Source organism: Lysinibacillus sp. PWR01 (assembly GCF_043359455.1).
Taxonomy (GTDB): Bacteria; Bacillota; Bacilli; order Bacillales_A; family Planococcaceae; genus Lysinibacillus; species Lysinibacillus fusiformis_F.
Window position 1 is genome coordinate 1 of the sequence record NZ_JBHERJ010000065.1, and the last position, 14,220, is coordinate 14,220.

Consider the following 14,220-nt stretch of genomic DNA (forward strand, 5'->3'; position numbering starts at 1 on the left):
GGAGCGGTAGAGAAGGAAGCAAGTAGCCTGTAACGGAAATTCATTATTACAAAAATTCTATTGATGGTTTTGGTTTCAACACTGCGAAATGCCAGAAGAACCGTAATGTTCATCTGGCATTTTCCGTTATTTAAAATTCTTCCTCATCCTCTGACACTAAAAAGGCCCATTGTCCAGCAATTTTTTTACTTTCAATATAAAGGTAAGCTGTTTCTTCGTTTTTACCTGTTAAATGGAGAATCGCTAGACCTTCAGCTTTTGGCGTAACATGTAGTTGCCCGTTAAGAATCGTCGCTTTTACAGGTACTGGCTCAAAACCAAAACTTTCGAGAGCTACATATGCTGGTTCAAAAGGTAATTCTTGCGTCGTCAGTATTAATTCATCTGTTAAATGATATAAATCAATGTTGCGAACAAAATCATAGGAATACACTTCTGCAGCCATCTTTTGTTGTTGAGTTCCATCTGAAAATGTAACAATGAATTGTCCATTTTGCAAGATGGATAGTGTTTGATCTTGTTGATTAAAGCTGTATAAATTGGGAGCAAGTGCCTGTCCATTCGTATTATGGACCGTCACCTCTGTTGGCACGAAAGGTAAATGGCTCTCCGTTATATCAAGTGGTAAATTTTCTATATAATCTTCTTCCTTTACTTCTTCAAGCGTTGTCTTTAGCTTCCCATTAACATTTTTTACATGTACTAAATAAAAGATTTCAGTAAAGTCCTCTGAATCGTCTGTGAATCCAGTGATTACCAATTTGCCCGTTCCTTCTTTTAATGGGGTAATGGTGATAGATTCTGTCATGTCCTCATTTTCATCCCAAGTGAAAATATCCGTTGCTGGCTCTAAACCACCATAAAATGCAAAGATATAATCTTGCTTAAATTGTTTTGCATAGATGGTTGCATTGCCAAGCATCTTTTCAGCACGCACAACAAAAGCAGCCAGTTGAGAGCGCTTCACATTACTTTTTGGACCGAAAGTCGTTGCAGATGTTCCTTTTGTAATACCATTTGCAAACAATGCTTTAATATGAGGCTCAAATTCATTCCCCTTTTTGACATCTGTAAATGGTAATTGTGTGTTACTTGGACTTGTTAATCCAAAGCCTTTTGCAATCATTTTTGACATTTGCTCGCGTGTAATATTTTGAGTAGGGTAGAAATAACCATTTGCTCCATTAATAATACCAGCATTCGCTAATGCAGCAATGGCACCGTAGTTTTCATCGCCAGGTTTGATGTCCTTGAATTGAGGATTTTTTACGTGAACTGTATCGAGCTTTAAAATACCTGCTAAAATCTTCGCAGCCTGTGTACGTGTAATAGGGTTTGCAGGTTTAAATGTTCCATCCATATAGCCAGATATGATGCCTCGATCTGCTAACTGAATAATGGCTTTTCCTTCCTCGTTGGATGGGTTGATATCAGGAAAAAATGATGCTGCATGTGCTGGTGGTGCGACAATAATCGCACTTGTTGCTAAAGCAGTTGCTATAGCTAGTTGAAATAAACGTTGAGACTGCAATTGAATTCCTCCAAATAGTACAATAGAAAATTTTATAGTATGAATGTTTCTGGTCAGACCTTCCTATGTATCAGTTCAAACTTCCGGACGATTGAATGTTAAAAGGGGGTGTGTCTTTAGCTTGTTAATTATTCATTATTTAACAGCTAATACTAACTATAATACCTTATTTATACCAAAAAGATGGAACTCCGAATAGAGGAAATTTCATCCTCATCATGACGTAATTGGTAAGCAATTATGTCTTAGCACAAAAGCATTCAATTTTTTGAGTTTACAAGTTTATAGGTGGAAGCAACTATATCTGCCACTTCTCTTTCTATATCCAGGACCATAGTAGTGTTATATTCTTCACTTTAGATGGAATGTTAATCAATAAAATTTTAATTTTTACAAAATAAAATTATTGGAAAAATTTAATTTTATCTAATAATTATTTATCATGAATTGAAAAATATAGAGTCTAATTAACTTATAATTTATTTTTTATCTATATGTATACATAAATTTATAGGTAAAAAGATTTGTATTTTCGTTTAGTTTTCATTATATAAGTGGTAGAAACTGTTCATTTGAGTCCCATATACTAGTTGAAAAGGCATTTTAACCTATGATATTGTAAATGGTATAGATAATGGTAATTATATTTTTTAAATATAATTTAGTCGTTTAATCCCCATCGAAACTGATGTACGCTAGATCACTTTAGACACGCCTATGAAATATAAAAGCCTCTATCAGCAAAACGTATTGTTATACGTTTATCAGAATAGCGCAGTCCTATGGAAGAAGGAGGGAGTCACATAGTGCTTAGTACATTGCGTATGTGGCAAAATATATGCTACGAAAAGTAACCTTAAGTATTCATGAAGTTGAAGCAAATGATATATTAGCAGAAGATATTTTTTCAGAGTATCGTTTATTAGCTAAAAAAGATTTAGTTTTAACGGAACGAATTATTGCCTTACTTAAACTTCGTAAAGTAGATGAATTATCTGTCTATTTGCCATCTGATTCAGTTCGAGTTGTCCATGATTTAAGTGCTCAACGAACAAGAGAATATGAAGATCTATTTGCCCCATTAATGGAAAAAAGAGATCCAGTGGATGATTATAAAGAGACAGTTAGTCAACTTTTTATGACAACACTGGAGAATGTCGTGCATGAATTACGCTATGGACAAATTCTTAAAAGCATGCAGGATACGGCTTATGTAAGAGGTGTTTTTGAAAAGATTTTGGAAAAAAAATATCGCTATGAGCTACTTATGCGTTTAAAGGAATGGGATGAGTATTCATTTGTCCATTCATTTGATGTATTTGTCTTAGGTACAATTTTTGCCAGATACTTAGGTTTAACAGATATCGAAACATTAGCTAGGGGCTACTTGTTCCATGATATCGGGAAGGTTTTTATACCTCAAGAAATATTAAATTTAAAACGTAAACTCTCTGAAGATGAGTTTGATATTGTCAAGGCACACACCACAAAAGGCTACGAGCTACTTATCGAACATAAAGAGGAAGACATCGCCTATTTGGCACGAGATCATCATGAACGTTTTGCGGGAAAGGGCTATCCAAATCAACTTTGTGCGGATGATATGAGTGATGGTGTACAATTATTACAAATTATTGATGTATATTCAGCAATGACATCCAAGCGAGTCTATCACGTTGGCTACGGTGCTACAGATGCTTTAGCTGTTTTATACAGAGATCGTCATTTATATAATGAGAGCTTTATGCATAAATTTGTAGAATGTTTAGGGATTTACCCAGTCAACTCTGTTGTCATGTTATCAGATAATCGCAGTGCACAAGTAGAACTTGTTTATGATTTATTTCCTACATTACCAAAAGTGAGATTGCTAGATGAGCAGAAATCTATGAACTTACCTTTGAACTATAGTGTGAGAATTACGAAAATGATAGACTATCGAGCTAATAGCTTTGAAGAGATTTTCAATTTATTTGTAGAGCAATTAATCCGCTGTGATGAAAATAATCTGAGAATTCATTTTAATAAATTAATTGACCATTTACATCCTAAAGAAATTGTCTTAAAAATTTTCTTACCAGCCTTTCGTATATTACGTTTATTAACAAGAGAAATCCAAACGGATATGACGAAATATCGAAATTCTATTGGTATCTTAAAAACACTACTAGAAGAGCAATTAAATGTTTTATATATGGATTATCAGCATGAACAAACGACCATTTTAGTTGTGGAAACATCGTTACGCGAAAATTTCTTCATTAAGCTTGTGCAAAGTATTTTGTATATTGATAAAATTGTGCCATTCTTCATAAATCCAGGTGATGATCAACGGATTACACAATTGATGGAACATTGTGAGGTCAATGTCGCTTATTTTATTGAAGATGAACAAACGTTTGACAAACGGGTTCGTCCAATGCGAGAAGGTACATTCCTTTATTACTCACTAGCAGATATTGAGGAGCTATTAGTGAGCTTAATAGGGATGAGTATGAAAAAGTTTTCATTCGAGGAAAAAATGCAAGAGCGCTTATTTTCAACATATAAAGCATAAAAAAGAGGGAGTTGCCAATTGGCTACCCCCTCTTTTTTATTAGAATTGTAGATGTTTTTCAATATATGCTTTTACTTCAGCAATAGGCATACGAACTTGTGTCATAGAGTCACGATGACGTACTGTTACTTGGCCATCCTCTTTTGAATCAAAATCATATGTGATACAGAATGGTGTACCAATTTCATCTTGACGACGGTAACGTTTACCAATTGATTGTGACTCATCAAAATCAACAGGGAATGCTTTACGCAGTTCAGCCCAAACATCTGTAGCTTCATCAGATAATTTTTTAGAAAGTGGTAGCACGGCAGCTTTGAATGGTGCTAAAGCAGGGTGGAAACGTAAAACGGTACGCTTATCGTCACCTTCTAGCTCCTCTTCATCATAGGCATCGCATAGGAAGGCTAATGTTACACGATCAGCTCCTAATGATGGTTCAATACAATAAGGAACATAGCGTTCGTTTGATACAGGATCGATATAAGTGAAATCTTCACCTGAGTGCTCCATATGTTGTTTTAAGTCGAAATCTGTACGATCTGCTACACCCCAAAGCTCTCCCCAGCCGAATGGGAATTTGAATTCGATATCTGTTGTCGCGTTAGAGTAGTGAGATAGTTCATCATCCTCATGGTCACGAAGACGCATCGAATCTTCTTTCATGCCTAGGTTTAGTAACCAATTTTTACAGAATTCTTTCCAATATGCATGCCATTCAAGGTCTTCGCCAGGTTTACAGAAGAATTCAAGCTCCATTTGTTCGAATTCACGTGTACGGAATGTGAAGTTACCTGGTGTAATTTCGTTACGGAAAGATTTACCGATTTGTGCAATACCAAATGGTGTACGTTTACGCATAGAACGTTGAACGTTTTTAAAGTTCACGAAAATACCTTGTGCCGTTTCTGGACGTAAATAAATTTCGTTTGTAGAAGATTCCGTTACACCCTGGAATGTTTTAAACATAAGGTTGAATTGGCGAATATCTGTGAAATCAGCTTTTCCACAATCAGGACATACGACGTCATATTTAATCATTGTTTCTTTCATTTGATCGAATGTCATACCATCAACAATGATTTCATCGCCCTTTGCCAATGCAGCGTCTTCGATAATTTTATCTGCACGGTGGCGAGCTTTACATGATTTACAGTCGATCATTGGGTCATTAAAGTTACCAACGTGACCTGAAGCAACCCAAGCTTTTGGGTTCATTAAAATGGCAGCGTCAATACCTACATTGTGTTCTGATTCTTGGACGAATTTTTGCCACCAAGCTTTTTTAATATTGTTTTTTAATTCAACGCCTAGTGGACCATAATCCCAAGTATTTGCTAAACCTCCGTAGATTTCAGAACCAGGGAAGACGAACCCTCGATGTTTTGCTAATGATACGATGGTTTCCATTGATTTGTTAGCCATAAAATAGCCTCCTTCAAAGTTTTCATATTGTTTTTTAGCGGTAAAACGCCAAAGTTTTTTTCATTCAGTGGCAACTAAATGAAAATAGCACCCGTCTCCGGGCACAATGTATGCCCAGGGACGAGTGCTAATACCCGCGGTTCCACCCTGATTGTTTTAAACGAGTAGTTTAAAACCTCTTTTCAAAAAGTTAGCTCAGGGAGTGCCTTTTCTCTGTTACTGTGTAGACTTTCACCATCTTCTACTCGCTTTTGAATGGAACAGATACTTTTTTCCCATCATCGCCTGTATAACGCAATTTGCTCGAAAATACTGATAGAGCAAGCGTATGTGTGAATATTGTAGCATGTAGTTCTTTAATTCGCAATAATTATTAAAATAGTATATAATAATTGAGCATAAGTATAACACTATTAGATTTGAGGCGGTGAGTCCAATCGAACTCAATAAACGTCAGGAAGACATATTACAAATTGTGAAAGAAAACGGCCCTATTACTGGAGAACATATTGCCGAACGTCTCAATCTGACAAGAGCCACTTTAAGACCAGATTTAGCCATCCTAACAATGGCAGGATTTCTAGATGCAAGGCCAAGGGTTGGTTATTTTTATTCAGGTAAGAAGGCATCTGTTGCATTAATAGATAGTATTCACAATTTAAAAGTGAAGGATTTTCATTCAGGCCCTGTAGTTGTCCCTGAAACAATGACGGTTTATGATGCAATTTGCTTTATGTTTTCAGAAGATGTTGGTACACTCTTTGTCGTAGATAAGAATGAGTTTTTGACAGGCGTACTATCTCGCAAAGATTTACTGCGTACAAGTATTGGCACGCAGGATTTAAATAAAATTCCAGTACATATTATTATGACGCGTATGCCAAATATTTCGTACTGTGAAAGATCAGATTCTTTAATTGTTGCAGCGAACAAACTTATTGAACGAGAGGTTGATTCACTACCAGTAGTTGAACCACAAGAGGGTGGTTTAACGATTGTTGGTCGTCTTACAAAAACAACGATTACACGAGCTTTCTTATCTCTTGCACAAAATGTCTAAATTGAAGGAGAGCTGCATGAAAAGACTACGCGTATTTGTTGTATCTGATTCTGTCGGTGAAACTGGTGACCAAGTTGCAAAAGCGGTTATTAGCCAGTTCCGACCGGGTCTTGAAAATACTGTAATTCGTCGATTTCCACATATTCAATCAGAGGAGCTTATCCGTAAAATTGTTTTTCTTGCTTCGCAGCAGCGAGCATTTATAGTCTATACACTTGTTCGTCAAGAAATGCGCAAATTATTACATGATTTATGTGAACAAGAAAAAATCCAGGCTGTGGATATATTAGGTCCAGCCCTACAATCAATGGCAGCTTTTATGGAAGAAAACCCATTGGAAACACCAGGAATTGTTCATATGCTGGATGATGATTATTTCAAAAAAATTGAAGCGATTGAATTCGCGGTGAAGTATGATGATGGTAGAGATCCGCGTGGATTATTACAAGCTGATATCGTACTCGTTGGGGTATCTAGAACATCTAAAACGCCACTATCACAGTATTTAGCTCATAAAAAATATAAGGTGGCGAATGTACCATTAGTGCCAGAGGTAGAACCACCAGAAGAGCTTTTACAGATAGACCCCAAAAAATGCTTTGGTTTAATCATCTCACCTGAAAAGTTAAACTTTATAAGGAAAGAAAGATTAATGTCTCTCGGCTTAAATGATGATGCCATCTATGCGCAGCATGAAAGAATTCTAGATGAAATACAGCATTTTGAAAAAATTGTCGGTAAAATAGGTTGTCAAGTTATTGATGTGACAAATAAAGCTGTTGAAGAGACAGCAAATACGATTATTGAACATATTTTGACCTGTAAATAAGGATAGTATTTTAAACCACCTCGGTTAGCAGAGGCGGTTTTTTTGAGTGGATTTTGAAAATGGTATAGATAAAAACTAATTTTTGTTTTATAATAATAAAATTGTGGTAAAAATATTTATAAGAGAAAAATCCTAATTTTTTGTCGAGAAATAAAGGAATTTTAAAACGAATAGCGAATTGTGTTTCTAGAACGCAAATATTAAAGATGGTGATGGATTTGGCAGGGAAGATTCCAGAAGAAGTAATTGAACAGATTCGCACACAATCGGATATCGTTGATGTTATTAGTGAATACATGCAGCTTACTAAGCGTGGGCGAAATTGGTTTGGTCTCTGTCCATTTCATGGAGAGCAAACACCGTCTTTTTCTGTATCTACAGACAAGCAAATTTTTCATTGCTTTGGTTGTGGTGCAGGGGGCAATGCCATTACTTTTGTAATGGATATTGAAGGCATTTCTTTTCCTGATGCAGTGGTGAAACTTGGGGAACGTGTTGGCATACACTTAGATGTTGAGCCAAGTTTTCCCGGAGGAACGAAAAAGATATCTAAAGCAGAAGAAAGGATGAAAGAAGCACACGCTTTTGCAGCAGATTTTTTTCATCATTTACTGTTGAACACAGAGGATGGTGAAGAACCTTTAAATTATTTGCTAGAAAGAGGATTTACAAGGGAACTTATAGAATCTAATAACATTGGTTGGTCTCTCCCAAGCTTTGATGCATTAACAATATTGCTTGAAAGAAAAGGTTATAACTTACAAGAAATTGCCGAAAGTGGCTTAATCATCAAAAGAGAGGGAGAAGAACGTTATTTTGATCGTTTTAGAGGACGTATCATGTTTCCTATTCGAGATGAGAATGGTAAAATTATTGCCTTCTCAGGACGTATCCTTTCATCCAATGGTGAGGAAGCAAAATATTTAAATAGTCCAGAATCACCAATTTTTCAAAAAAGTGAAGTGCTTTATAACCTAGATAAAGCACGAACTTCTATCAGAAAAAATCGTCAAGTAGTATTGATGGAAGGTTTTGTGGATGTTTTAGCAGCCAATTCTGTAGGTGTAATGAATGTTGTTGCGACAATGGGTACTTCGCTAACAAATCAGCATATCACAAAGCTAAAGCGCTTAGTAGAGCAAATTACGATTTGCTATGATGGTGATAATGCTGGATTTGATGCAGCGAAACGAGCAGCGCAGCTACTGCACACAGAGCGCATGAAAGTCAATATTGCCGTGTTGCCAGAAAAATTAGATCCTGATGAATACATTCGCACTTTAGGTGGACAAGCATTTAAGGAACAAATTTTGGAAAACCCTCATGCGTATATTGCTTTTATGATGATGCATGCTAGACGCAATAAGAACTTTCAATTTGAAAATGATACGCTTCAATATATTCAAGAAGTCCTTGAACAGCTAGTGGGTAGATCCTCACCAGTTGAACGAGATTTGTATATACGGCAGCTATCAAATGAAACAAATATCTCGGAAGAAGCCATTTATGCCCAATTCCGAAAACTGGAGGCTAATCAGGTACGTTCTGCAAAAGCAGAGATGCCTACACAGATACCTTCAATGCCAGTCACGCAACAACAAAAGCCTATGGACGCAGCCGAACGTGCCGAACGTTTATTACTGGCTCATATGCTTCATAATATAGATGTAGTGGACAGGGTATTACGTAGTGAGCAAAAAGAGCCATTTGTACGAGATACTTATATGGCTGTTTTTGTTCGCTTAGTAGGGTTTTATGAGGAGTATGGTCATCCTGATTATCAACGTTTTGTGGAAATTTTGGATGACGCTGAATTACGGAAAATTGTCATGGAAGCAGCTTTAGTCGAGCGAGATCCTGATCAAGCAGAGGCAGAGGTTATGGACTCCATCCGTCAGCTTCAAAAATATAGAATTGAGCAAGAAATTTATCAAAAGATGCATGAGTCAAAGGAAGCGGAGAAGATGCATGAGTATGCACGTGCACTTGAAATCGCCCAACAGATTATTCATTTAAGAAAATCGTTATCGGCGATTTAACCCGATTCGGTTGTTTAGAAGGAGGAAGGTTTATGGCGGACAAGTCAGAACGTTCAAAAGAGATAGAAGTAGAAATTACATTAGATGATGCAAAAAAATTCCTACAAGAAAAAGCGAAAACAGAAGGTGAAATTTCAATGAAAGAAATTTCAGAGAAACTAACACCTTATGAATTGGAAAACGAAGAAATTTTCCATTTCGCTGAGGATCTTGAAAAGCATAAAGATATTCAAATCATTGGAAAAGAAGAATTTGAAGAAGAGAGTCTAATGAAAGAAGAAGCGAACGAAGAAACTTTCGACTTAAATGATTTGAGTGTGCCACCAGGAGTTAAAATCAATGACCCTGTACGTATGTATTTAAAAGAAATTGGCCGAGTAGATTTATTATCTGCTGAGCAGGAAATTGCGCTTGCAGAACGTATAGAGCAAGGAGACGAGGAAGCACGTAAACGTCTTGCAGAAGCGAACTTACGTCTAGTTGTATCGATTGCAAAACGTTATGTTGGTCGTGGAATGTTATTCCTTGATTTAATTCAAGAAGGAAATATGGGTCTTATTAAGGCTGTTGAAAAGTTCGATTACCGTAAAGGGTTTAAATTCTCGACTTACGCTACATGGTGGATTCGTCAAGCGATAACACGTGCGATTGCTGACCAAGCGCGTACGATTCGTATTCCTGTTCACATGGTCGAAACCATTAATAAATTAATACGTGTACAACGTCAACTTTTACAAGATTTAGGTCGTGAGCCTTCTCCAGAAGAAATTGGAGAAGAAATGGATTTAACACCTGAAAAAGTACGTGAAATTTTAAAAATTGCACAAGAACCAGTATCTCTTGAAACACCAATTGGAGAAGAAGATGATTCCCATTTAGGAGACTTTATCGAGGACTCAGAAGCACAATCTCCATCCGACCATGCAGCCTATGAACTGTTAAAAGAACAATTAGAGGATGTACTAGATACGTTAACAGACCGTGAAGAAAACGTACTTCGTTTACGTTTTGGTTTAGACGATGGTCGCACACGTACATTAGAAGAGGTAGGAAAGGTCTTTGGCGTAACACGTGAACGTATTCGTCAAATCGAGGCGAAAGCACTAAGAAAATTACGCCATCCTTCTCGCAGTAAACGTTTAAAAGATTTCTTAGAATAAAATTAAAAATAGCTGGAGCTATCCAAGTAGTGAGAAAATGACTAATTGGTATAGCTCCTTTTTTATAGAAATGAAAAGTGAACAAAAAGAAATTAGCCCTGCTATTCACCTATCGATGTTACGCAATGATAGATAATTAGAATGAGGGAAATGCTAGATTTGCGACTTTATACAGATGTGTTTTCAAATAGTGTGAGATAAAATTGTAATACAACCATTATTAAGCAATGTTTGGAGCTAACACTATGACAAATCCTCGTAAAAAAATAATCCTTAATGAAATTTTGTTTTGGAAGCAAAATAAACTTTTACCTGAGCACTATTGTGACTTTTTAGCAGCTCTTTATACAGAGGGGGCTGATATAGAGGAGTTAGAACCAGTGCAACATCCTAAACAAGCGGTCTTGCCATCAGAAAAAAGAAAAATGATCCTGTTAGTAGTAGGTCTATGTATCGTCATAATGGCTGTTTTGGCACTCTATTTTACAATGCAATCTTTAACATTGATTTTTACAGTAATCGTGGGAGTAGGCGCTTGCATCTTATTTATTGCTGCGTGGCAAATGGCACAAAAAAAACATCTACTAGCCCCTATTTTTCATGTACTAGCGGCTATTCTGTTATTTAGTATGTCGATCCGCATTTGTACTACATATTTTAGTGGAAATAATACGGTTTTATTTTGCTTGATTGCAATGAATTGTGTCATATGGCTTTGGTCAGGTATCAAAATGAAACTTCTATATTTCACAGTCTCAGGTGCTTTAGGATTAATAGCATTGATTGGGTACTATATCATAAATTTATCTTGATTTAGCGAATGTTTTTTGTATCGATGTACAGAGGACTCCATCTACTATATTAGAGAAGAAAACTTAATCGAACTTTAGTGTTTTTATAAATATCATAATTTGTGACAATTTATCTATAATAAGAACATCATCATGTTAAAGTTTTAACCTAAGAAGATTCAAAATCTGTACGCTGATTTTAAGCGTGCAGATTTTTACTTTTTGGGTATATGAATGCGTGAAAAGGGTATGATAACAGCATGAATATAATGAAAAAGAAATTGTATAAAAGGATAAATTTGACCAATTTTGGATGTTGGCAAGACATATTTTATCCAATAGATACAGAAATGTCGAATTTGTTACAAACAAAGGAAAACTTAGCGAATAGGGCTTTTCGTTTCTTTGTTAATGAAGTACAATATTAGATGTTGACTGATTCTATATTATAATAGAAGTAGACTTAAAATGAGGAGGGGAAACTTATGAAAAACAATCCAGTCGTTCCTTACATCTTAATTCTGGCATTTGGTATTGGTCTTATTTTCTTCATGTCTTTACAAGGTGCAGATAACAAGAAAGAAATTGCTGCTGAACATGAGGGTGGTGGCGAAACTACTACAGAAACAACAGACGCAGATGCTGATGGTTCAGCACTAGTACAAGCTTGTATTGGTTGTCACGGTGGTGACTTAACTGGTGGTATGGGTCCAAACCTACATGGCTTAGATGAAGCTCATATCGTAGAAGTTTTAACTAAGGGTATCGAAGGTACTCCAATGCAACCAAACATGAAAACTGAAGCGGAAGCAAAAGCAATCGCTGAATACATTTCTACTTTAGAATAGTAAAACTGACAAGTAGCTGTACTGAAATCGTACAGCTACTTTTTAGGTTTAAAGAATCATGAAGATGGGGTTGTCCACATAAAAATGTGAGACAACTCCATTTGTTTTTTTTCACGACATCATCCATACTATTAATGGACTCTATTGAAGATAGGCGGTATAAAAATGAACGCACAAAAACTTTCAAAGCGATTAGAAGCAGTAGCAAAATTTGTTCCCACAGGAGCGATCATGGCGGATATTGGTAGTGACCATGCCTATTTACCATGCTATTTAATTCATAATGGAACAGCCTCTTATGCCATAGCAGGGGAAGTTGTAAAAGGGCCTTATGAATCAGCTGTAGGACAAGTACAGAAGGAAAACTTAACTGAAAAAATGACAGTCCGCCTTGCAGATGGATTAGCAGCAATTGAAGAAGCTGACCATGTGGATACAATCACGATAGCTGGGATGGGTGGACCATTGATTGTTTCCATTCTAGAGAAACATCCAGAGAAGCTTCAAGGTGTCACACGTCTTATTTTACAACCAAATATACATGCTAAGGTCATTCGTGAGTGGGCTTTAGCACAACAGTGGGCGATTCTTGATGAAGAGATTTTAGAGGAAGATGATAAAATCTATGAAATCCTTGTGTTACAAAGAGGGCAAATGGAGCTCTCTACAGCAGAGATTTTGTTTGGGCCTAAACTAAGCCTGCGTAAATCACCGGTATTTACGAAAAAATGGTTGCGCGAAAAAGACAACTGGCAACGTGTACTACAATCCATTGAAGGAGCAGAACAGACACCTGAAATTGAAGAAAAACGTGCAGAGTTAATGGCTCTGATACACTTAGTAGAAGGAGTTTTGTAGATGAAAACGGTAAATGGCCAAGAAGTTATTCAAGTGTTCGAATCATGGTCACCCAAAAAACTAGCTTGTATGGACAATGATCCAATTGGACTAGCCATAGGGACCCTAAACAAACCTGTAAACAAAGTATTGGTGACGTTAGATGTCAATGAAGCCGTTGCAAATGAGGCCATAGAAAAGGGCTGTGAGCTGATTATCGCTCATCATCCACCAATCTTTAGACGCCTGGCGAATATCCGCACAGATCATCCAGCAGGGCGTTTATATGAAAAGCTCATTAAACATGATATTGCTGTATATGCTGCTCATACAAACTTAGATGTAGCTGAAGGTGGAGTCAATGATTTACTAGCAGATGCCCTACAGCTAAAAAATCGTTCAATATTAGAAGAAACGTATGCTGAAAATCTGTTGAAGCTAGCAGTCTTTATACCAACTGCCAATGCAGAAGCATTACGTGAGGCGCTTGCAAAGGCTGGGGCAGGTCGTATTGGGGACTATGAAGCATGCAGTTATACAACGACTGGAGAAGGACGATTCCGTGCATTAGCAGGAGCAAATCCGTTTGTTGGCTCTGTTGGCGAATTACATGTGGAGGAAGAAGTGAAGGTAGAAGTCGTATTTCCTGAATCCATTAAAAGTCGCGTGTTAAAGGCCATGTTGACTAGTCATCCTTATGAGGAGCCTGCCTATGATGTAATACGTCTTGAGCAGCAAACAAATGTGATGGGATTAGGGCGTGTTGGTTACTTAACGCAAGAAATGACGTTGCAACAATTTGCTGAATTCGTAAAGCAACAACTAGATGTCCCGGCAGTTCGTGTAGTTGGGGATTTACAATCCACGGTCAGCAAAGTGGCGCTTGTAGGTGGAGACGGCAATAAATATATTTATGCGGCAAAACGTGCAGGAGCAGATGTTTTCTTAACAGGTGATATGTACTTCCATACAGCACAGGACGCACAAGCGATTGACTTGCAAATAGTAGATCCTGGTCATCATGTAGAAAAGGTGATGATTGCGGGAGTAGCAAAAAAAATGGCTGAACTATGTGAGAATAAAAAATATCTGGTTGAATTCGTCCAATCAACCATCCATACAGAACCATTTTTATTTGTATAA

11 protein-coding genes are annotated in these 14,220 nt (G+C 36.8%); 9 read left to right on the forward strand and 2 right to left on the reverse strand.

Annotation, left to right across the window (positions count from 1 at the left end):
* Positions 1–130: 130 nt before the first annotated feature.
* Positions 131–1,531 (reverse strand): S-layer homology domain-containing protein, encoded by a 1,401-nt coding sequence (locus ACEVFT_RS12850; protein ID WP_342441009.1) that lies wholly within the window; start codon positions 1,529–1,531, stop codon positions 131–133.
* A gap of 826 nt (positions 1,532–2,357) precedes the next feature.
* On the opposite strand from ACEVFT_RS12850, the gene ACEVFT_RS12855 reads away from it, so the two are divergent.
* On the forward strand, positions 2,358–4,088 hold the full coding sequence (locus tag ACEVFT_RS12855) for an HD-GYP domain-containing protein (RefSeq protein ID WP_393950178.1): 1,731 nt from the start codon (positions 2,358–2,360) through the stop codon (positions 4,086–4,088).
* 39 nt (positions 4,089–4,127) lie between these two features.
* Here ACEVFT_RS12855 and ACEVFT_RS12860 read toward each other — a convergent pair whose 3' ends face one another.
* Positions 4,128–5,513 carry a glycine--tRNA ligase gene (locus ACEVFT_RS12860; RefSeq protein ID WP_342441007.1) on the reverse strand — a complete coding sequence of 462 codons (1,386 nt, stop codon included), beginning with the start codon at positions 5,511–5,513 and terminating at the stop codon, positions 4,128–4,130.
* Between the two features lie 427 nt (positions 5,514–5,940).
* Between ACEVFT_RS12860 and ccpN the strand changes: the two genes are divergently transcribed.
* From ccpN to ACEVFT_RS12900, 8 genes are all read left to right on the forward strand, one after another.
* A complete protein-coding gene (gene ccpN / locus ACEVFT_RS12865) occupies positions 5,941–6,573 on the forward strand; it encodes a transcriptional regulator CcpN (RefSeq protein ID WP_205444449.1) in 633 nt (210 codons plus the stop codon).
* Between the two features lie 16 nt (positions 6,574–6,589).
* Positions 6,590–7,402 (forward strand): pyruvate, water dikinase regulatory protein, encoded by an 813-nt coding sequence (locus ACEVFT_RS12870; RefSeq protein ID WP_205444447.1) that lies wholly within the window; start codon positions 6,590–6,592, stop codon positions 7,400–7,402.
* Positions 7,403–7,608: 206 nt separating this feature from the next.
* Positions 7,609–9,441 carry a DNA primase gene (dnaG, locus tag ACEVFT_RS12875; RefSeq protein ID WP_205446999.1) on the forward strand — a complete coding sequence of 611 codons (1,833 nt, stop codon included), beginning with the start codon at positions 7,609–7,611 and terminating at the stop codon, positions 9,439–9,441.
* A gap of 32 nt (positions 9,442–9,473) precedes the next feature.
* Positions 9,474–10,601: an RNA polymerase sigma factor RpoD gene (rpoD, locus tag ACEVFT_RS12880; RefSeq protein WP_004227165.1), complete on the forward strand. Its 1,128-nt coding sequence runs from the start codon at positions 9,474–9,476 to the stop codon at positions 10,599–10,601.
* Between the two features lie 245 nt (positions 10,602–10,846).
* Entirely contained in the window at positions 10,847–11,413 is a 567-nt protein-coding gene (locus ACEVFT_RS12885; protein ID WP_393950181.1) for a hypothetical protein, read from the forward strand.
* Positions 11,414–11,877: 464 nt separating this feature from the next.
* Positions 11,878–12,240 (forward strand): cytochrome c550, encoded by a 363-nt coding sequence (cccA, locus tag ACEVFT_RS12890; protein ID WP_205444443.1) that lies wholly within the window; start codon positions 11,878–11,880, stop codon positions 12,238–12,240.
* Positions 12,241–12,405: 165 nt separating this feature from the next.
* On the forward strand, positions 12,406–13,098 hold the full coding sequence (locus ACEVFT_RS12895; RefSeq protein WP_393950183.1) for a tRNA (adenine(22)-N(1))-methyltransferase: 693 nt from the start codon (positions 12,406–12,408) through the stop codon (positions 13,096–13,098).
* Positions 13,099–14,220, forward strand: coding sequence for a Nif3-like dinuclear metal center hexameric protein (locus tag ACEVFT_RS12900; protein WP_393950185.1), 1,122 nt, complete (start codon positions 13,099–13,101; stop codon positions 14,218–14,220).